We start from the raw sequence: 21,526 nt of genomic DNA, 5'->3' as shown, positions 1-21,526 counted from the left end.
GCTGAAAAGAGTTTACATAACATAAAAGCATGAATCAAAGGAGAGATCTCAAGTGCGAAAGAAAAAGTTCAAAGCAGAATCCAAACGCTTGCTAGACATGATGATTAACTCCATTTACACGCAGAAGGAAATTTTTCTCCGCGAGTTGATTTCCAACGCGAGCGATGCCATCGACAAAATCTACTACAAAGCCTTAACGGATGATTCGTTAACCTTTGATCAAGACAATTACTACATAAAAGTGACGGCGGACAAGGATGCAAGAACGCTCACTGTTACAGATACCGGAATCGGAATGACGAAGGATGAGCTTGAGCAGCATCTCGGAACGATTGCGAAAAGCGGCTCTCTCGCTTTCAAAAAAGAAAATGACATCAAGGATGGGCATGATATTATCGGCCAGTTCGGCGTCGGATTCTATGCGGCGTTTATGGTGGCTGATAAGGTCACGGTGAAAAGTAAGGCGCTCGGCAGTGACGAGGCGAGGCGTATGTATGGGCGTCTGAAGGCGCGGCCGGCTACACGATCGAGCCTTGTGACAAGGAAACCGTCGGTACGGAAATCACCTTGAAAATAAAAGAAAACACAGAAGATGAAAGCTATGATGAGTTTTTAGATAACTACCGTATTAAATCAATCATCAAGAAGTACTCGGACTTTATCCGCTACCCGATCAAAATGGAAGAGACGGTCAACAAACCGAAAGAAGACAGTGACAACGAGTTTGAAGAGGTGCTGGAAGAGCAGACGGTCAACAGCATGGTGCCGATCTGGAGAAAAAATAAAAGCGAGCTGACGGATGAAGATTACGAAGCATTTTATGCCGAGAAGCATTACGGATTTGATAAGCCGCTTACCCATGTCCATATCAGTGCGGACGGAGCGGTGCGCTACAACTCTATTTTATTTATTCCGGAAAACATGCCGTTTGACTACTATTCGAAGGAATTTGAAAAGGGCTTGGAGCTGTATTCCAACGGCGTGCTGATCATGAACAAATGCGCCGACCTGCTTCCTGACCATTTCAGCTTTGTAAAGGGAATGGTTGATTCTGAGGATCTGTCTTTAAACATTTCCAGAGAAATGCTGCAGCACGACCGCCAGCTGAAGCTGATTGCGAAAAACATCAATAAAAAAATCAAGGGCGAGCTGAAAAGCCTGCTGAAAAACAACAGAGAAACATATGAATCTTTCTATGAATCCTTCGGCAGACAGCTGAAGTTCGGCGTCTACAATGATTTCGGCGCAAATAAAGACGTATTGAAAGATTTGCTGTTATTCTATTCCTCTACAGAGAAAAAACTCGTTACACTGGATGAATATGTGTCCAGAATGCCTGAGGATCAAAAATACATTTATTACGCGTCCGGTGACTCGTACGAGCGAATTGAAAAGCTGCCGCAAACTGAAATGGTGGCCGACAAAGGCTATGAAATTTTATATTTCACTGAGGATATTGATGAATTCGCGATCAAAATGCTGACAAGCTACGAAGAAAAAGAATTCAAGTCCGTTTCAAGCGCAGACTTGGGCATTGACCCGGATGAGGATGAAAAGCAGACAGAGGCCGAAGTAAACGAGCATAAAGATCTTTTTGAAAACATGAAGGAGATTCTTGCGGATAAGGTCAAAAACGTCAGAGCCTCCAAACGGCTGAAATCACATCCGGTCTGCTTAGCCACAGACGGTGAAGTGACCATTGAAATGGAGAAAGTATTAAACGCCATGCCTGACAGCCAGCAGGTCAAAGCGGAAAAAGTGCTGGAAATCAACCCGAATCACGAAGTATTCGAAACGCTGAAAAATGCTCATGAACAAGACAAAGAAAAACTCGCATTATATACAAACCTTCTGTACAATCAAGCGCTGCTGATCGAAGGGCTGCCGATCCATGATCCGGTAGAGTTTACGAATGACATCTGCAAAGTCATGGTATGACGCAAAAAAAGGAATCGTCTCAGTCAGGAGACGATTCCTTTTTCTTTTACAGCGTCCGCTGTTTAAGGATGCGGTTTTGTTTGCTGTCCTTCTTTAATGTGAACCGCTTTTTCAGATGGGACTCAATTTCTTCTAAGCTTCTGCCTTTCGTCTCAGGGACGATATAGGCGGCGAAGAAGAAGGAAGTGAGACAGATGACTGAAAAAATGCCGAAGACCCAGCCGATGCCCATCGCACTGAGCATAAGCGGGAACACTAACGATACGATCAGGTTGGTTGCCGACAGAATCAATGTCGTGAATCCCGTTGCGGCTCCGCGTGCTTTGGACGGGAACAGCTCCGGCATCAGAACCCATACGACGGGCCCCCATGTCGCCTGGTAAAACACGATATAGATTCCGAGAAATAAGACGGTCAGCCAAGCCGTTGATGATGATAAGCCGGCCAAAAGGAGAATGGCTGATAATGACGCCAGACTCAAGGTAATTCCGACGCTTCCCCACATCAGAAGTTTTTTTCTGCCGACACGGTCAATTAAGATCATGGCGGTGATACACATGATGACGTTGAGGACGCCGATGCCCATCGTACCGAGCACTGACGCCGATGTGCCGAGGCCGGCCTTTGTAAAGATCGTCGGTGCATAGTAGATCACCGTATTAATGCCGACAGCCTGCTGGAAGACAGCCAGTCCGATCCCGATTAAAAGCATAGGGCGAATCCATTTTGCTTTCAGCAAGCCGAGCGTTGATTCTTGTTTCTCGGCTTCCCCTTGCTTCATTTCTGCCAGTTCGATTTCAATATCTTCTTTGTCATGCGTCGTTTCCATGACTTTTTTGGCTTCTTCTTCACGGCCGCGTTTGACAAGCCATCTCGGAGATTCCGGCATAAACGCAATCCCGATTAATAAAAGCGCTGCCGGAACTGCTGCCAGTCCGACCATCCAGCGCCACGCCTCAAATGGTGTAAAAATATAATTCACAATATATGCAAGTAAAATACCGGTCACAATCATTAAATTATTCAGTGTGCCAAGCGTTCCGCGTACTTTCGTCGGCGCCATTTCAGAAAGATAAACGGGGACAAGCGCCGTAGAGCCGCCGACTGCCAATCCGAGAATGACCCTGGATATGATCAGCATGGTGACGGTTTGTGAAGCTGCGCAAGCAAGCGCTCCGAAAATAAAAATAAGTGAAAGGACGAATACGACCTTTCTCCGGCCCCATCGATCCGAGCAGGTTCCGCTTAGTGCAGAGCCGAAAATCGCACCGAGAAGCAGCATGCTGACGACCATTCCTTCTGTCAAAGTGGTTAAAGGAATATCATTGTTAATAAAAAGCAAAGCGCCGGAGATCACGCCGGTGTCATAACCGTAAAGCAAACCTCCTAATGCTCCAAAAAAGTAAATCATGTATTTTTTTGTGTTTTTCTTCACAGATGATCCTCCTCATCTTCTGGAACGCATGAATGTGTAGTAAGATAACTATTTCATTCCCTTGTGAAAAAAAAGATAAACATAAAAAACACGCCTTCCTGAGGGAGGCGTGTTTCTTTTTTCTTATGAAAACAGCTTGTCGATAAACGTGATGTCTTCTTCAGAAAGCTTGATGGACGCTGCTTTGATATTATCTTTTAATTGCTCCGCGCGTTTGGCGCCCGGAATTAAGATGTCGATTTCTGGTCTTGCCAAATACCACGCAAGAACAATGTGTGCAGTGTCGGCATTGTGCTTTTCGGCAATCGGTTTGAGCTGATTGACTTTTTTTATGTTTTCTTTAAACTGCGCCCCTTGGAAATGCTCTTGTTCATTACGCAGATCGCCTTCTGGGAAGGTTGTGTTTTCGTCGTATTTGCCGGCTAACAGACCGGATACGAGCGGGAAGTACGGGATAAATGAGATATTGTTTTCTGTTGTATAAGGGAAGAACGTGTTTTCCGCCTCCCGGTTCAACAGATTGTATTCGCCTTGAATCACATCAACGTAGCCGTCTTTGTTCGCTTCCTTCAGCTGCTCCAGAGAGAAATTGGAGACGCCGATCGCGCGGATTTTTCCTTCTTTTTTCAATTCATGCAAAGCCTGAACGGCTTCATCTTTCGGTGTATGGTCATCCGGGAAATGGATGTAAAATAAATCAATGTAGTCGGTTTGCAGTCGTTTCAGGCTGTCTTCCGCCGATTGTTTCAAAAAGGCCGGTGAGTTATCAAACACAAAGTCATCGCCTTCTTTTCTGTGCGCCGCTTTAGTCGCGATGATGACATCTTCGCGATTAAATTCTTTCAGGACTTCGCCGATTAATTCTTCAGAACGGCCCACGCCGTAAATATAGGCGGTATCTAATAAAGTAACGCCGCTTTTGATGGCTTCCCGGACTAATTCTTTTCCCGTCTCTTCATTCAAATTCGGATAGAGGTTGTGCCCTCCGACCGCATTTGTGCCTAAACCGATCGGAAAAACTTGTAAGTCTGATTTGCCGATTGTTGCTTTACTCATGATTTCGCCTCCTGGTAGAAAGTAGGTATCTATTGAGACTGCCGGCAAAAGATGGCAGCATTCTCTATTAACTATAACGCTATGCCAAGTGAATGTCGATTTGATGCTCTTTGCAATACTTCGTATATTCTTCATCTAGCGGCTGAGACGTTACGATGCAGTGCAGCCTCTCGAAAGGCGCATAGGTTAAAAGCGTTGATTTGCCGAATTTGGAATGGTCCGCGAGCAAATACACTTCGTTCGCCTTTTCGGAAATTTTCTTTTTGACCTCGTATTCCAGTAAGTCGGAATTCGTCAGGCCGTGGGTGATCGTTGTTCCGGTAGCGGACATGAATGCCTTGTTAATATTGTATTTATTAAGTGTGTTTGGATCATCAATGCCGACAAAGGACCGTGTCTTCCGTTTGTAGTTATTGCCGATGATGATCAGATTGATATTTTTCAGGGATGAAGCGGAATTAATGATATCCAGGCTGTTTGTCAGTACGGTCACATTTTTATTGGGGTCCAGCGTCTCCAAAATGGATTTGGTCGTTGTGCCGGAGTCAATAAAAACAAGATCGTGATCTTCGATAAACCGGGAAGCATAATGGGCAATTTTAATTTTCTCGTCCTGGTTTTGAATGGTGCGGTTTTCATAAGGGACAAGCACCGATTTTTCAGCCGATGTGACGCCGCCGTATACTTTTTTAATAACCCCTTTTTCCGCAAGCTTGTTAATATCGCGCCTGACCGTGTTTTTAGAGACATTGAATACCTCGCATAATTCATCTAATGAAGCAGCACCGTTTTTTAAGATGTATTCTTCCATCTCCTGTATCCGCATCAGTTTCATAAAAAAAACCCCTTCTAGAATTCTTAAAGTAATTAAAATATATAATAAATACCAAGAGTTAATCAATAGTTACTTAACAAATGATAAAACCGATGTGCCATTTTGTATGGTTAAATTACCGTTATACAATACCTTATTTTTTCATCCGAAAAAAGTATTATAAAAATAATGAAAAAATTTTGATTTTTTAGATTGACTTGAAGGTGTGATGGGCTTACAATGTAACCAAGAAATGACCAAAAAGTACCCTGTGAAATCAAAAGTGAAAGATGTAACCGTTTGCTGTTTTCAGCAAATGATCAAATTTTATGAATTACCATCATTTTAGCATTTGTAAGCGTTTAATTCATGTCTTTTGTATGTAAATCATGAATATATTCATCCATTATGATCCAGCTGTATACAGGATGTTTACTATTTAAGGAGGCAATAAGAATGGCAGAGATCAGAAAACTTAAAAACTACATCAATGGTGAATGGGTTGAAAGTAAAACAGATCAATATGAAGACGTTGTCAATCCGGCTACAAAAGAAGTGATGTGCCGGGTTCCGATTTCTACGCAAGAAGATGTTGATTATGCCGTCCAATCAGCGGCTGAAGCGTTTAAAACATGGTCAAAGACGGCGGTGCCGCGCCGCGCGAGAATTCTATTTAACTATCAGCAGCTTCTTCAGCAAAACAAAGAAGAGCTTGCCCGCCTGATTACATTGGAAAACGGAAAAAATACGACAGAAGCACTGGGCGAAGTGGGCCGCGGGATTGAAAACGTCGAATTCGCAGCGGGAGCGCCATCGCTCATGATGGGCGACTCACTTGCTTCCATCGCGACGGATGTAGAAGCGGCGAACTATCGCTACCCGATCGGAGTGGTCGGCGGAATCGCGCCGTTCAACTTCCCGATGATGGTTCCTTGCTGGATGTTCCCGATGGCGATTTCATTAGGAAACACCTTCATACTGAAGCCGTCTGAGCGCACCCCGCTGTTAACGGAAAAGCTGGTCGAGCTGTTTGAACAAGCCGGGCTGCCGAAAGGCGTATTCAATGTCGTACACGGAGCGCATGACGTCGTAAACGGCGTTCTTGAGCATCCTGAGATTAAAGCCATCTCATTCGTCGGTTCAAAACCGGTCGGCGAGTACGTGTTCAAAAAAGGAAGCGAAAACTTAAAACGCGTTCAGGCATTAACGGGCGCGAAAAACCATACGATCGTTTTAAATGACGCCCACCTTGAGGATACGGTCACAAACATTATCGGCGCTGCATTCGGTTCAGCAGGAGAGCGCTGCATGGCTTGTGCGGTTGTGACGGTTGAAGAGGGAATTGCTGATGAGTTTATGGCGAAATTGCAGGAAAAGGCCGCAGACATCAAAATCGGAAACGGATTGGATGACGGCGTATTCTTAGGCCCCGTCATTCGCGAGGACAACAAAAAACGCACGCTCGGCTATATCGAAAAAGGGATTGAGGAAGGGGCAAGACTCCTTTGTGACGGCCGTGAAAACGTATCGGAAGAAGGCTATTTTGTCGGCCCGACGATTTTTGATAACGTCACAACGGATATGACAATCTGGAAAGACGAAATTTTCGCGCCTGTATTGTCCGTCATCCGCGTGAAGAACTTAAAAGAAGCGGTCGATATCGCAAATCAGTCTGAATTTGCCAACGGCGCGTGCCTGTTTACTTCAAATGCGAACGCGATCCGCTACTTCCGTGAGAATATCGATGCGGGAATGCTCGGCATCAACCTCGGTGTGCCTGCGCCGATGGCTTTCTTCCCATTCTCCGGCTGGAAGTCTTCCTTCTTCGGAACATTGCACGCAAACGGAAAAGACAGCGTTGATTTCTATACACGTAAAAAAGTCGTGACGGCAAGATACCCGTCTCCGGACTTCAGCTAATATGACAGCCATCCCGGACGGCTTGCGAACCGCTGCCGTCCGGCTCATTCTTTACAATAAAGAGGAGGAATAATCATGAGTCATTTGTTGCGGAAACCGCAGGCGGATGAGCTTTCACAAGGCGTGAAGATCATCCATGACGTCACTTCAGCTAATTCAGACCTCGAATATGCCGGGTTTAAAGTCGTGGATCTCGCACCGGGCTCCCGCTATACAGAAGAATTGAAAAAGATGGAGTGCTGTATCGTTGCAGTGACAGGCAAAATCACGGTAACGGACCATGATCAGACATTTGAAAGCATCGGCACCCGCGAGAGCGTATTTGAAAGAAAACCGACGGACAGCGTCTATGTATCAAACGATCAATCCTTTGAAGTGACAGCGGTCAGTCAGGCACGGGTCGCGCTTTGCTATTCTCCGTCTGAGCGGCAGCTCCCGACAAAGCTGATTAAAGCTGAGGATAATGGCGTGGAGCACCGCGGAAAGCTGGCGAATAAACGTACGGTTCATAACATTCTCCCCGATTCAGACCCGTCGGCGAACAGCCTGCTGGTTGTTGAAGTCTATACGGACAGCGGCAACTGGTCGAGCTATCCGCCTCATAAACATGACAAAGACAATCTGCCTGCTGAATCCTTTTTAGAAGAAACCTATTATCATGAAATGGACCCGCCGCAAGGCTTTGTATTCCAGCGCGTATACACGGACGACCGCTCTATTGATGAGACGATGACTGCAGAAAATGAAAACGTTGTCATTGTGCCGGCGGGCTATCACCCGGTTGGTGTTCCTGACGGATATACATCTTACTACTTAAATGTAATGGCGGGACCGACACGGAAATGGAAGTTTCATAATGATCCCGCCCACGAATGGATTCTGGAACGCTAACAAGTGAGGAGTGGCAGTTTACGATGGAGTATACGTTTAATGAAGAAAAAGAGTTTGATATTGTCGCGATCGGACGCGCGTGTATTGACTTGAACGCGGCGGAATACAATCGGCCGATGGAAGAAACGATGACGTTTTCTAAATATGTCGGGGGCTCTCCGGCGAATATTGCGATCGGCAGCGCAAAGCTCGGCTTAAAAGCGGGTTTTATCGGTAAAATTCCGGACGATCAGCACGGCAGATTCATAGAGTCGTATATGAAGGATAAGGGTGTCGATACGTCCCAGATGGTCATTGACAGAAACGGACACAAAGCGGGTCTTGCCTTTACTGAAATACTCAGCCCTGAAGAGTGCAGCATTCTGATGTACAGAGATGACGTGGCGGACTTGTATCTTGAACCGTCTGAAGTCAGTGAGGAGTACGTTGCAAACGCGAAGATGCTTCTCGTATCAGGTACGGCGCTTGCGAAAAGCCCTTCACGCGAAGCCGTCCTCAAAGCGGTAAACATCGCGAAAAAGCATAGCGTAAAAGTCGTTTTTGAACTCGACTACCGTCCGTATACATGGCAGTCGGCAGAAGAAACCGCCGTGTACTATACATTGGTTGCGGAACAATCCGACATCGTCATCGGCACGCGTGATGAATTTGACGTGATGGAACACCGCCCCGGCGGCAGTAACGACGAAACCGTTCAACATTTATTTGCACACTCCGCTGACCTTGTCGTCATCAAGCACGGTGTTGACGGGTCATACGCATACAGCAAATCAGGAGAGGTCTTCCGGGCAAAAGCCTACAAAACAAAAGTATTGAAAACATTCGGCGCTGGTGATTCCTATGCCTCAGCCTTCATTTACGGGCTTGTCAGCGGAAAAGACATTGAAACGGCATTAAAATACGGGAGCGCCTCCGCGTCAATTGTCGTCAGCAAGCACAGCTCCTCGGAAGCGATGCCGGCTGCGGATGAAATCGTCAGGCTCATTGAAGCACAGTCTTAATGGTAAATCAAACGTATAAAAGGTGGGATCGTTTGTGGGCAAGAAACTTCGCTTAACGACAGCACAAGCGCTGATCAAATTCTTAAACCGGCAGTACATCCATATTGACGGAAAAGAAGAGCCGTTCGTTGAAGGGATCTTCACGATTTTCGGGCATGGAAATGTCGTAGGGATCGGGCAAGCGCTTGAACAAGACGCAGGCCATTTGAAAGTTTTTCAAGGCAAAAACGAGCAAGGCATGGCACATGCCGCAATGGCATACAGCAAGCAAATGCTGAGAAGAAAAATTTACGCCGTATCGACGTCAGTCGGCCCTGGAGCCGCGAACTTAACGGCCGCGGCAGGTACGGCGCTGGCCAATAATATCCCGGTGCTGCTGCTTCCGGCAGACACATTTGCGACAAGGCAGCCGGACCCTGTCTTACAGCAGGTGGAACAAGAATACAGTGCGGCGATTACGACAAACGATGCATTGAAGCCTGTTTCCCGCTATTGGGACCGCATTACACGCCCCGAACAGCTGATGAGCAGCTTAATCCGGGCATTTGAAGTGATGACAGACCCAGCAAAAGCTGGCCCGGCAACGATTTGTATTTCTCAGGATGTGGAGGGGGAAGCATTTGAATTCGACGAAAGCTTCTTCGAAAAGCGCGTTCATTACATCGACCGGATGCAGCCGAGCGAGCGTGAGCTGAAAGGCGCGGCAGAAAGAATGAAAGAGAGCAAAAACCCAGTCATCTTAGTGGGCGGCGGCGCGAAGTATTCCGGCGCGCGTGATGAATTGATCGCGATTTCTGAAACATACGGCATTCCGCTTGTGGAAACACAGGCCGGCAAATCAACGGTTGAGGCTGATTTCGCCAACAATTTGGGCGGCATGGGCATTACGGGAACACTCGCCGCGAACAAGGCGGCCCGAAAGGCTGATTTAATCATCGGAATCGGCACACGATACACGGACTTTGCGACATCATCAAAAACGGCATTCGATTTTGATAAAGCCAAATTCTTAAATATCAATGTCAGCAGAATGCAGGCGTACAAAATGGACGCGTTCCAAGTCGTAGCGGATGCGAAAGCGACGCTCGGCAAGCTGCACGGCTTATTAGAAGGATACAAGAGTGAATTCGGTTCAACGATTAAAGAATGGAAAGACGAATGGCTGGCTGAACGGGAGCGCCTTGGCAAGGTCACCTTTACACGCGAAGCATTCGTACCGGAAATTAAAAATCATTTCTCACAGGACGTATTAAATGAGTATGCTGACGCGCTGCAGACGGAGCTTCCGCAAACAACGGCGCTGCTTACCATTAACGAAACGATTCCCGAAGACAGCGTCGTCATCAGTTCGGCGGGTTCTCTTCCGGGAGACTTACAGCGTTTGTGGCACTCAAATGCCCCGAATACGTACCATCTCGAATACGGCTACTCTTGTATGGGATACGAGGTATCAGGCGCGCTCGGCCTCAAGCTGGCCCACCCTGACAAAGAGGTTTATTCGCTTGTCGGAGACGGCAGCTTCCTGATGCTGCACTCAGAGCTGATTACGGCCATTCAATATAACAAAAAAATCAATGTCCTGCTCTTTGATAACTCCGGCTTCGGCTGTATCAACAACCTCCAGATGGATCATGGCAGCGGCAGTTATTTCTGTGAGTTCCGCACAGGCGACAATCACATTTTAAATGTTGATTATGCAAAGGTGGCAGAGGGCTACGGCGCCAAAACATACAAAGCCAATACAGCGGAAGAGCTGAAAGCGGCGCTGGAAGACGCGAAAAAACAAGACGTATCAACATTGATTGAGATGAAGGTCCTTCCGAAAACGATGACAGACGGCTATGACAGCTGGTGGCATGTCGGCGTTGCTGAAGTTTCTGAACGGGAAAGCGTCCAAAAGGCATATGAAGCAAAAGAGAAAATGCTAAATGCTGCGAAGCAGTACTAGATGGGAGGCATCACGATGGGCAAACACGATATTCTGTGGGGCATCGCCCCCATAGGGTGGCGGAATGACGATATGCCGGAAATCGGAGCCGGCAATACGCTGCAGCATTTGTTAAGTGACATTGTTGTCGCGCGTTTTCAAGGGACAGAGGTCGGAGGATTTTTTCCTGAACCCTCCATTCTGAATAAGGAGCTGGGGCTTCGGAATTTACGGATCGCGGGGAAATGGTTCAGCAGCTTCATCCTTCGTGATGGTATTGAAAAAACGGCTGATGAGTTTACAGAACAATGCAAATATTTGCAAGAAGTCGGGGCTGATGTCGCGACCGTGTCTGAACAAACGTACAGTATACAGGGCTTGGACATTGATGTCTTTAAGAAAAAACCTCACTTCACGGACGAAGAATGGGAGACGCTGTGTAAAGGTTTAAACCGTCTCGGGAAGATCGCTGATGAGCACGGGCTTACACTTGTATACCACCATCATCTCGGCACAGGCGTCCAGACGGCGGAAGAAGTCGACCGGCTGATGGAACATACTGATCCTGCGCATGTCCATCTTCTCTATGATACCGGCCATGCCTACATCTCGGACGGAGACTGTATGCCGATGCTCAACAAGCATATTGACCGGATCAAGCATGTGCATTTCAAAGACGCGCGGCTTGATATTATGGAGCAATGTAAGAAAGAAGGGAAGTCATTCCAGCAGTCGTTTTTGCAGGGAATCTTTACCGTGCCGGGAGACGGATGCATCGATTTTACAGAGGTGTACCGGACGCTTTTAAAGCGCGATTACTCCGGCTGGATCGTCATCGAAGCCGAACAAGACCCGGATGTGGCCAACCCGCTTGAGTATGCGCTGATGGCGAGACAGTATATCGACTCCGAACTGCTCGATCTTGCAAATTAGAGGGGGACTTATATGAATAGTGCCAGGGCGGAATCGGCTTTTAATAAAAGGACCATTGCCGCAGCATTAGCAAACTATATAGACGAAGGTTCCATCGTGGCAGGATCGGCAGGTTTATCCATGTGGGTCAGCTATCTGAAGCTGTCCGACAGTCAAATCGGCTTGCTCGGCGCTTTTAGCGCAAACGCCATATCAGCGGCAATCGGTGCGCTGCTTGGCGGATATTTGGCTGATAAGATCGGCCGTAAAGCTGTATACACAAACAGTATGCTGGTTTACGCCTTAGGAATTTGCTTAGTGCTGTTTGGATTTAACTTTCCGATGCTGTTAAGCGGCTACTTGATTATCGGAATTTCTGTAGGCGCTGATATTACGGCATCGTGGACGATTATCGCAGAAAACGCCCCGGAGAAAAACCGGGCCAGACACTGCGGCGTGGCACAGGTGGCATGGGCGGCCGGAGCCGTTGCTGTGCTGCTGTTGTCCGTGTTGACCGGAGACCTTGGGCTTTTAGGAAATAAAATCGTCTTTGCGCATCTGCTGGTGATCGCCCTTATCACATATACAATAAGAAAGCGTTTACCTGAGTCGGATGCCTGGAAAAAGAAAGAAGATCAGCCGGCAGCAGTGAAAAAAACTTCTTACTTTGATCTGCTTCAGCCTCAATTCTTTAAGAACATTTTGTTCTTAATGGGCGTGTTTCTCATATGGAACTTGGCCGCAGGAGTGATGGGATTTTTTATGCCGTATATCTATCAGCAGGTCGGCGGGGTATCTGCGAACATGGCAAATATGCTGCAAATGGGTCTGTTTATCTTCACAGGGCTTGGCGTCGCCTGTATCTTCATGCCCTTTGCGGATAAATACAGGAAAACGGTTTTCGGAATCTGCGCATTTATGGCCGTCATCGGCTGGTCGCTGTTTTTACTGCCGATTCAAGGACTGCCGGTTCTGCTTCTGTTCGTCTTCGTGATCGGCATTAATAACGGAGCCGGTCAGCAAGCGAACTACCAGCTGTGGGCAAGTGAGCTGTTTCCGACGGAGCACCGGGCTTCTGCGCAAGGATTGATGTTCTTTCTAGTCCGTATCTCGATAGGGATTTGGAGTTTATTTGTGCCGATGATCATGACACATTTCGGCATCGGCTTTATGTCTGCGATCCTGCTGGTTTGCGTCACGGCCAGTATGATCATAGGACTTGTGTTCGCACCGAATACATCTGGTAAGCCGCTTGAACAGATCCAAGAGGAACTCTACGGAACTCCTCGCGGCGGCACAAAGAAAAGCAAGGCAAGAAACATTATTTAATATCAGAGGGAGTGGCTGTCAATGAATTTACGTATTGGTGTTATCGGAACCGGGGCAATCGGAAAAGAGCACATCAACCGCATCACAAACAAACTGTCCGGAGCGGAAATTACGGCTGTAACGGATGTGAATCAGGCCGCTGCGCAGCAAACCGTTCAAGATTACAAACTGAACGCGGCTGTTTACGCTGATGATGACAGCCTCGTCGCTGATGAGAATGTAGACGCTGTCTTAGTGACAAGCTGGGGGCCGGCTCATGAATCCAGTGTTTTGAAAGCGATTCAGCACGGCAAGTACATATTTTGCGAGAAGCCGCTTGCCACAACGGCGGAAGGCTGCATGCGCATTGTCGAAGAGGAAATGAAAACGGGGAAACGGATGGTGCAGGTAGGCTTTATGCGCAGATATGACAGCGGTTACGTACAGCTGAAAGAGGCCATCGACAACCGCGTCATCGGCGAACCGCTCATGATCCATTGCGCGCACCGCAACCCGGCTGTGGGAGATAACTATACAACGGATATGGCCGTTGTTGATACGCTTGTTCATGAAATTGATGTGCTGCACTGGCTAGTCAATGATGACTATGAGTCAGTTCAAGTGATCTATCCGAAAAAATCAAAAAACGCGCTGCCGCATTTAAAAGATCCGCAAATCGTCGTGATTGAAACAAAAGGCGGCATCATCATCAATGCTGAAATCTATGTGAATTGTAAATACGGCTATGACATTCAATGTGAAATCGTCGGAGAAGACGGCATCATCAAGCTTCCTGAACCGTCAAGCATCAGCTTGAGAAAAGAAGGCAGATTCAGCACAGATATTATGATGGATTGGCAGCGTCGTTTTGTGGCTGCGTACGATGTGGAAATCCAAGATTTCATTGATTCTATCCTGAAGAAAGGCGAAGTCAGCGGGCCGACGGCATGGGACGGTTATATCGCCGCCGTGACGACTGACGCGTGCGTAAGAGCTCAGGAATCCGGCCGGAAAGAGCCCGTGGCACTCCAAGAGAAACCGGAATTCTATCAGTCATTTACAACTGTGAACAAATAAGGTAAGGAGTGAAAAATATGAAATTAGCATTGGATCCATCAATGTATCGAGATGATTTAACCTTGGAGGAAATGGTCTATAAAACGGCGGAGCTTGGCTATGAATATATCGAACTATCACCGCGCGAGGATTTTTGTCCATTCTATAAATATCCGAAAGTTGATTCAGCAAAGATCAAACAATTAAAGCGTCTTTTACGGGATACAGGTGTTAAGCTTTCATCACTCCTTCCGCTTTACCACTGGGCGGGCCCTGATGAAGACCGCCGTCAGGCTGCGGTGCGCAATTGGAAAAGGGCAATCGAAATAGCGGTTGAACTTGAAGTCGATTTGATGAACAGTGAATTCAGCGGTTCAAAATATGATCCTTTAACAAGTGAAGAAAAATTTATCAAATCCATGGATGAGCTTCTGCCCGTCTTTGAAAAAGAAGGCGTTAAACTCAATCTTCAAGCCCATCCATACGATTTTATCGAAACGCACAAAGGTGCGATGGATATGATCCGCGCGCTTGACAAGGATTGGATCAATCTTGTTTACTCGACTGCGCATACGTTCTTCTATGATGACGGCAAAGGCGACATCGAGACCATGTTTGACGAAGCCGGAGACCGCCTCACACATGTTTTATTTGCAGATACCTTTAATCATAAAGCGGCTCACGGCCTGCGCTACATCGTCAATCCGCCTGACGCGAAAGTAACGGTTCACCAGCATTTGGACATTGGTCAAGGCGAGGTTGATTTTGATACGATTTTCAGAAAGCTGAGAGAGATGAAGTTTGACGGAATTGCGACGAATGCCGTTTTTGCTTGGGTCGACGAAAGAGCGGATGAATCAAGCCGATTTATGCTTCGAAAAGTGAAAGAAGAATTAGGTCTGGCATAAGCTGAGCATGGAGTTCGGCGGGATTTGGCGAACAGCCTTCCTGCCGAACTCCCTTCATATCTAAAACGCAGATGGGGGAGTCTGACATGAAACTTTGTTTTAATGAAGCAACAACATTGGAGAATTCAAATCTTAAAGAGGATTTAGAGCTATGCGAAAAGCACGGCTATGATTATATTGAAATCCGCACAATGGATAAGCTGCCGGAGTACTTAAAAGACCATTCACTGGCCGATCTTGCGGAATATTTTCAAACCCATCACATTAAACCGCTTGCCTTAAACGCACTCGTTTTCTTCAACAATCGTGATGAAAAGGGCTGTAAGAACATCATTGCTGAATTCAAGGGCATGATGGAAACGTGCAAAACCCTCGGTGTGAGATATGTGGTGGCCGTTCCGCTTGTGACAGAGCAGAAAATCTTAAAAGAAGAGATCAAAAAGAGTTGTGTAGAGGTTCTGACTGAGCTTTCTGATATCGCGGAGCCGTACGGCGTAAAAATCGCACTTGAATTTGTCGGCCATCCGCAATGTACGGTCAATACATTTGAACAGGCGTATGACATCGTGAACACTGTCGGCAGCGACAATGTTGGACTTGTTTTTGACAGCTTTCATTTCCATGCGATGGGGTCAAATATCGAAAGCTTAAAGCAGGCTGACGGGAAGAAAATCTTTATTTATCACATTGACGATACAGAAGATTTCCCAATCGGATGTTTAACCGACGAGGATCGCGTCTGGCCGGGGCACGGAGCGATCGACTTAGACGCCCACTTATCGGCGCTGAAAGAAATCGGATTCTCAGACGTTGCCTCCGTCGAGCTGTTCCGGCCTGAATATTACAGGCTGAGCGCGGAGGAAACAATCAAAACGGCGAAAGAAACAACAGTTGACGCGTTATCAAAATACTTCAAGATGTAATCAAAAGGAGGGGTGAACGTGGCTTTTGTATCCATGAAAGATCTTCTTGCGGAAGCAAAGCGAGAGCATTACGCAGTCGGCCAGTTTAATATAAACGGGCTTCAATGGACAAAGGCGATTTTACAAGCGGCGCAAAAAGAGCAATCACCTGTCATCGCCGCAGCCTCCGATCGGCTGGTCGATTATTTAGGCGGATTTAAAACCATTGCCGCCATGGTCAGCGCGTTAATGGAGGAAATGGCGATTACCGTTCCCGTTGTGCTTCACCTTGATCACGGAAGCAGTGCGGCACGCTGCAAACAGGCGATTGACGCGGGATTCAGCTCGGTGATGATTGACGGTTCCCACTCCCCGATTGACGAGAATATCGCCATGACAAAAGAAGTCGCTGATTATGCCGCAAAGCACGGCGTATCGGTCGAAGCCGAAGTCGGCACGGTAGGCGGGATGGAAGACGGCTTGATTGGCGGAGTCTGCTATGCCGATATCAGGGAATGTGAGCGGATTGTCAAAGAAACCAATATTGACGCGCTGGCCGCGGCCCTTGGCTCCGTTCACGGCAAGTATCAGGGCGAGCCGAATCTCGGATTTAAGGAAATGGAAGAAATCTCCGGCATCACCGATGTTCCGCTCGTTCTTCACGGAGCATCCGGCATTCCGCAAGATCAAATCAAAAAAGCCATCAAACTCGGCCACGCGAAAATTAATATCAATACGGAATGTATGGTCGCCTGGACAGACAAAACACGGAGCATGTTTCTGGAAAACGAAGACATGTACGAGCCGCGGGGCTATATGACACCCGGTATTGAAGCCGTGGAAGAGACAGTGCGAAGCAAAATGAGGGAATTCGGATCAGCCGGAAAAGCCGCGAAGCAGCATGTGGGCTGACAGGATAAAGAACCGCCATCTTAACGGGAAGGCGGTTTTTTTGCGCGGTGTTGCGTCTGTATGTCCTGAACGATTATGATGAGGGCATCAGCGCAAAAATTAGGAGTGGTTCAGTTTGAATAAAATCATGATTGTGGAAGATAGTGAAGACATTCGGCTGCTATTGCGGAATTATTTAGAGAAATACGGATATCAAACCGTGGTGACCTCTGACTTTACGTCTGTTCTGGACGTGTTCTTGCGGGAAAAGCCTGATGTGGTGCTGCTCGATATCAACCTCCCGTCCTATGACGGGTATTATTGGTGCCGCCAGATCCGCCAGCACTCGACAAGCCCCATCATTTTCATTTCAGCCAGAAACGGGGAAATGGATCAGGTGATGGCGATTGAAAACGGCGGTGATGATTATATAGAAAAACCGTTTTCCTATGATATTGTATTGGCGAAAATCAAAAGCCAAATCCGCAGGGCATATGGCGAGTACGCCGCAAAGCAAGGAGAAAAAGTGATCGAATATGCCGGTGTGCAGCTTTTTGTGGAACGGTTTGAATTGCGTTATCAACATGAAAAAAGCGAACTGTCAAAGAAGGAAAGCAAGCTGCTTGAGGTGCTCTTGGAGCGGGGAGAAAAGGTAACGGGAAGAGACCGTCTGATGGAAAAAACGTGGGACACTGATATTTTTGTGGATGACAATACGCTGAATGTGTATATTACACGGCTGCGTAAAAAACTGCGGGAGCTCGGTGTGCCTGTTTCGATTGAATCGGTGCGGGGCGAAGGCTATCAGCTGAGGACGCTGTCATGAAGCTGTTTTTGCGATCTCATACGGTGTTAATCCTGCTGTTTTTCCTCCAAGGTTTGTTTGTGTTCTTTTACTATTGGTTTGCGGGTCTTCATTCTTTTTCTCATCTTTTTTATATATTGGGCGTGCAGCTTCTGATTTTGGCGGGGTACTTGGCATACCGCTGGTACAAGGAACGCGGCGTTTATGAGTGGATCAGCTCGGGGCAGGACGATATGGAGATTCCTTTTCTCGGTTCTTCGGTGTTTAGTTCAGAGCTTTATGAAAAGCAGATGGAGCTGATCCGCTTGCAGCATCAGAAGCTCCATGAGACGGAAGCCAAGCTTGACGCAAGGGTGACATATATGAACCAATGGGTCCATCAAGTGAAAACGCCGCTTTCTGTCATTAATTTAATCATTCAGGAAGAGGATGAGCCGATTTTTGAACAAATCAAAAAAGAAGTCCGGCAGATTGAATACGGGCTTGAGACGCTCCTTTACTCATCACGGCTTGATTTGTTTGAGAGGGATTTCAAAATCGAGGCGGTTTCCTTATCCGAGCTCGTTCAATCCATTGTTCAAAGCTATAAACGATTTTTTATCCAATATCGGGTATATCCTAAAACGAAAATCCTCGCTGAGGACAAGATTTACACCGATGCCAAATGGCTGAAATTCGCGATTGGCCAGGTGGTGACAAACGCGGTGAAGTATTCAGCCGGAATGAGTGACAGGCTTGAGCTGAACGTCTTCCGAGACGGGGACAAGACGGTGCTGGAGGTCAGAGATCATGGCGTCGGCATTCCTTCTCAGGATCTGAAGCGGGTATTTGACCCTTATTATACCGGCGAAAACGGCCGCCGTTTCCAAGAATCAACGGGCATCGGCCTGCACCTTGTCAAAGAAATCACGGGCAAGCTCAATCATGAGGTGGAGATCAGCTCTTCTCCCGGCGAAGGGACAGCGGTTCGATTTTCATTTCTTACAAAAGTGTAAGGCTGCGTTAAGAAAACGACATAGCACATTCTGTTTCCCCTTGATAAAATTTGTTTACGTCAAGGGGATTTTTTCATTGAAAAGCCCTGATGCCACATGAAAAACACGTTGTTCAACAAGAATAAAACCATAAGGAGGATTCTCATGGCGAATATGCTTGAAGTTAAACATATAAATAAAACTTACAAAGGACAAGTGTCCTATCAAGCCTTAAAGCAAATTTCATTTTCAATAGAAGAAGGGGAGTTTACGGCGGTGATGGGGCCGTCAGGGTCAGGAAAAACAACGCTCTTGAACATCATCTCAACGATTGACCGCCCGGATTCCGGCGATATCCTGATTCACGGGGAGAACCCGCACCATCTGAAGCGGACGCGGCTGGCCCATTTTCGCCGCAAGCAGCTTGGATTTGTGTTTCAAGATTTCAATCTGCTGGACACGCTGACGATCGGTGAAAATATCATGCTGCCGTTAACGCTTGAAAAAGAATCACCGTCTGTGATGGAAGAAAAATTGCACAGCATCGCCGGAAAGCTGGGGATTGAAGATTTGCTGAATAAACGGACGTTCGAGGTGTCCGGAGGCCAGCGCCAGCGGGCCGCCATCGCAAGAGCGGTCATTCATAAGCCGTCCCTCATTCTCGCTGATGAACCGACGGGAAACCTTGATTCCAAAGCATCGAAGGATGTCATGGAAACGATGCAGAGCCTGAATCAGAATGATAAAGTGACGGCTTTGATGGTGACCCACGATCCGGTTGCGGCGAGCTACTGCCGCCGCGTCATTTTTATTAAAGACGGCGAGCTGTTTAACGAGATTTATCGCGGGGAAAACCGCCAAGTGTTTTATGAACAAATTCTTGATGTGCTGTCTATGCTGGGGGGAAACGCAAATGACCTTTCTTCAGTTCGCTTATAAAAATGTCACGAGGAACAAAAGGGCCTATCTCGCTTTCTTTTTAAGCAGCGCCTTTTCCGTTTTGATTTTCTTTACCTTTGCCATGTTTCTGTTTCATCCGGCTTTGAAGGAAGGCTACTTGAATAGCATTGCCAAAAAGGGCTTAACCGCAGCCGAATGGATGATTTTTGTCTTTTCTTTCTTGTTCGTTCTGTATTCCGTGAATGCATTCCTGAAATCAAGGAATAAGGAATTCGGCATCCTGCTTATGCAGGGAATCACGCCGGGACAGCTCAGAACGCTGATTACTGCGGAAAATATGATCATCGGCGTTATGTCGATCGCGGCCGGCATTATCGGCGGTTTTATCTTTTCAAAAACGTTTTTTACAGTCGGGGCTTATATTTTAGAAATGGATGCTTTGCCTTTATATATGCCTTGGAAAGCGCTCGGAATTACGGCCGGCGGGTTCCTGCTCTTATTTTTCCTTTTATCGCAATTCACGATCTTTTTTATCAGATCAAACACGATTATTAAACTGATCAAAGGCACTGAAAAAATCAAACCGGAGCCGAAGCCGTCTGTGATTCTGTCATTATTCGGCGTCGGATGCCTTGCGGCCGGGTACGGCATGGTTCTCAAAGGCAGTGTGCACGGGTATGAGCCTGTTTTTATTTTACTGTTAACGATTATCGGCACATATTTCTTCTTCAGCCAAAGCAGTATCTGGATTTTGCGGGCTTTGAAGAAATGGAAAACCTTTTATCTGCACGGGAAAAATGTCATTTGGGTTTCTGATCTTGTCTACCGCTTAAAAGACAACGCCCGCCTGTTCTTTATTGTCAGCATTATTTCCGCCGTGGCGTTTACAGCCACAGGCGTCCTGGCGATGTACAAAGCGACCGTTGGGGCGAAGGAATCCGCTTATGAAATGGAGTATTTATCATACGGCGGCAATAAGAAAGAACAGACTCATCTGAAAGAAATTGAACATGATTTGAAAACGCATGGCTTTACGTATAAGAGAGACGATATGGAAGTTTCCTATATTCGATATCAGCAGGGAGACGGCGCACCGCCTGTCATTATGATCAATCAATCGGACTTGTCAAAATATTTCCATGTCAGCTTGGACGGTCTGAAAGACGGCGAGGCCGTATATTTCCCAGGCACGTACGATAGCAATTTTAAAAACGAATCGCCGGATCAGCTGAAGCTGCTGAACCAAAAACAAAAGCTGACGGATCAAAAGCTTTCGGTAAAAGAGGTCAAAAAACCGCTTATCTCATTGAACAGCGTTATCGCGGTTAACGGCGAAACCTTTACCCATCTCAAATCACTGGGTGAAACATCTAAATTATACGGTTACAGCTATGATCATTGGAAGGACAGTCTTGATTTCAGCCAGTCACTGAAAAATGACTTTTACGGCGACTATTCAGATGTGCATTTTGATTTTATGACAAAAGCCGGCACCTACTATGCTACGGTGCAGCTGCCGAGCTTGAGTTTATTCATCGGGCTGTTTATCGCGATCGTCTTCTTTATCGCGGCAGCAAGCTTCTTGTACTTCCGGCTGTTTACCGATTTAGATGAGGATCGGCATCGCTATCGCTCATTGGCGAAAATCGGCTTGAGTGAACGTGAAATGTCGCAGAGCGTGACGATACAATTGGCGATTTTATTCTTCTTTCCATTTGCGATCGCCGTGCTTCATACGCTGTTTGCGTTGAGAACACTGGCGGTGGAAGGCTATTCCAATGTGGCGGGACCGCTCAGCTTCACCATCGGAGGATTTTTCATTTTTCAGCTTCTATTCTTCCTTGCGGTACGGTCAAGCTATTTGAAAAAAATGAAAAAGTAAGGGGAG

The 21,526-nt window shown here is 46.9% G+C and carries 17 protein-coding genes and 1 pseudogene; 15 read left to right on the top strand and 3 right to left on the bottom strand.

The window, feature by feature from the left end:
• Positions 1-52: 52 nt before the first annotated feature.
• Positions 53-1,938, top strand: a pseudogene (gene htpG / locus J7E26_RS13375) (molecular chaperone HtpG).
• Between the two features lie 46 nt (positions 1,939-1,984).
• On the opposite strand, the gene J7E26_RS13370 reads toward htpG, so the two are convergent.
• The 3 genes from J7E26_RS13370 to J7E26_RS13360 all read right to left on the bottom strand — a co-directional run bounded on the left by J7E26_RS13370 (position 1,985) and on the right by J7E26_RS13360 (position 5,264).
• Positions 1,985-3,373 carry a sugar porter family MFS transporter gene (locus tag J7E26_RS13370; protein ID WP_214800228.1) on the bottom strand — a complete coding sequence of 463 codons (1,389 nt, stop codon included), beginning with the start codon at positions 3,371-3,373 and terminating at the stop codon, positions 1,985-1,987.
• Between the two features lie 123 nt (positions 3,374-3,496).
• Positions 3,497-4,429 (bottom strand): aldo/keto reductase, encoded by a 933-nt coding sequence (locus J7E26_RS13365; RefSeq protein WP_214800227.1) that lies wholly within the window; start codon positions 4,427-4,429, stop codon positions 3,497-3,499.
• 79 nt (positions 4,430-4,508) lie between these two features.
• The gene (locus J7E26_RS13360) at positions 4,509-5,264 is read right to left on the bottom strand and encodes a DeoR/GlpR family DNA-binding transcription regulator (RefSeq protein ID WP_214800226.1); all 756 of its coding nucleotides are present in this window, start codon (positions 5,262-5,264) and stop codon (positions 4,509-4,511) included.
• Positions 5,265-5,699: 435 nt separating this feature from the next.
• On the opposite strand from J7E26_RS13360, the gene iolA reads away from it, so the two are divergent.
• The 14 genes from iolA to J7E26_RS13290 all read left to right on the top strand — a co-directional run bounded on the left by iolA (position 5,700) and on the right by J7E26_RS13290 (position 21,520).
• Positions 5,700-7,163, top strand: coding sequence for a CoA-acylating methylmalonate-semialdehyde dehydrogenase (iolA, locus tag J7E26_RS13355; RefSeq protein WP_214800225.1), 1,464 nt, complete (start codon positions 5,700-5,702; stop codon positions 7,161-7,163).
• A gap of 75 nt (positions 7,164-7,238) precedes the next feature.
• Complete coding sequence (iolB, locus tag J7E26_RS13350) at positions 7,239-8,054, top strand: 5-deoxy-glucuronate isomerase (RefSeq protein WP_214800224.1); 816 nt, start codon at positions 7,239-7,241, stop codon at positions 8,052-8,054.
• A 23-nt stretch (positions 8,055-8,077) separates the two neighbouring features.
• Positions 8,078-9,055, top strand: a complete 978-nt coding sequence (gene iolC, locus J7E26_RS13345; RefSeq protein WP_214813552.1) for a 5-dehydro-2-deoxygluconokinase — start codon at positions 8,078-8,080, stop codon at positions 9,053-9,055.
• A gap of 34 nt (positions 9,056-9,089) precedes the next feature.
• The gene (iolD, locus tag J7E26_RS13340) at positions 9,090-11,003 is read left to right on the top strand and encodes a 3D-(3,5/4)-trihydroxycyclohexane-1,2-dione acylhydrolase (decyclizing) (RefSeq protein ID WP_214800222.1); all 1,914 of its coding nucleotides are present in this window, start codon (positions 9,090-9,092) and stop codon (positions 11,001-11,003) included.
• 15 nt (positions 11,004-11,018) lie between these two features.
• Positions 11,019-11,915 (top strand): myo-inosose-2 dehydratase, encoded by an 897-nt coding sequence (gene iolE / locus J7E26_RS13335; protein WP_214800221.1) that lies wholly within the window; start codon positions 11,019-11,021, stop codon positions 11,913-11,915.
• 12 nt (positions 11,916-11,927) lie between these two features.
• Positions 11,928-13,223, top strand: a complete 1,296-nt coding sequence (locus tag J7E26_RS13330; RefSeq protein ID WP_214800220.1) for an MFS transporter — start codon at positions 11,928-11,930, stop codon at positions 13,221-13,223.
• 21 nt (positions 13,224-13,244) lie between these two features.
• Positions 13,245-14,279 (top strand): bifunctional inositol 2-dehydrogenase/D-chiro-inositol 1-dehydrogenase, encoded by a 1,035-nt coding sequence (gene iolG, locus J7E26_RS13325; protein ID WP_214800219.1) that lies wholly within the window; start codon positions 13,245-13,247, stop codon positions 14,277-14,279.
• Positions 14,280-14,296: 17 nt separating this feature from the next.
• Positions 14,297-15,166: a sugar phosphate isomerase/epimerase family protein gene (locus J7E26_RS13320; RefSeq protein WP_214800217.1), complete on the top strand. Its 870-nt coding sequence runs from the start codon at positions 14,297-14,299 to the stop codon at positions 15,164-15,166.
• 86 nt (positions 15,167-15,252) lie between these two features.
• Positions 15,253-16,089: a sugar phosphate isomerase/epimerase family protein gene (gene iolI, locus J7E26_RS13315; protein ID WP_214800215.1), complete on the top strand. Its 837-nt coding sequence runs from the start codon at positions 15,253-15,255 to the stop codon at positions 16,087-16,089.
• A gap of 18 nt (positions 16,090-16,107) precedes the next feature.
• Complete coding sequence (gene fba / locus J7E26_RS13310; RefSeq protein WP_214800214.1) at positions 16,108-16,980, top strand: class II fructose-1,6-bisphosphate aldolase; 873 nt, start codon at positions 16,108-16,110, stop codon at positions 16,978-16,980.
• A 115-nt stretch (positions 16,981-17,095) separates the two neighbouring features.
• Positions 17,096-17,785 carry a response regulator transcription factor gene (locus J7E26_RS13305; RefSeq protein WP_214800213.1) on the top strand — a complete coding sequence of 230 codons (690 nt, stop codon included), beginning with the start codon at positions 17,096-17,098 and terminating at the stop codon, positions 17,783-17,785.
• On the top strand, positions 17,782-18,759 hold the full coding sequence (locus tag J7E26_RS13300; protein WP_214800212.1) for a sensor histidine kinase: 978 nt from the start codon (positions 17,782-17,784) through the stop codon (positions 18,757-18,759). Before J7E26_RS13305 ends, J7E26_RS13300 begins: the two co-directional genes overlap by 4 nt.
• A 144-nt stretch (positions 18,760-18,903) precedes the next feature.
• Positions 18,904-19,677: an ABC transporter ATP-binding protein gene (gene yxdL, locus J7E26_RS13295; RefSeq protein WP_214800211.1), complete on the top strand. Its 774-nt coding sequence runs from the start codon at positions 18,904-18,906 to the stop codon at positions 19,675-19,677.
• Positions 19,652-21,520, top strand: coding sequence for an FtsX-like permease family protein (locus J7E26_RS13290; protein ID WP_214800210.1), 1,869 nt, complete (start codon positions 19,652-19,654; stop codon positions 21,518-21,520). Before yxdL ends, J7E26_RS13290 begins: the two co-directional genes overlap by 26 nt.
• Positions 21,521-21,526: the final 6 nt, after the last annotated feature.

The organism is Bacillus sp. ISL-51, assembly GCF_018613535.1.
Taxonomy (GTDB): Bacteria; Bacillota; Bacilli; order Bacillales; family Bacillaceae; genus Bacillus.
This window is presented reverse-complemented; position numbering and strand designations above follow the sequence as displayed.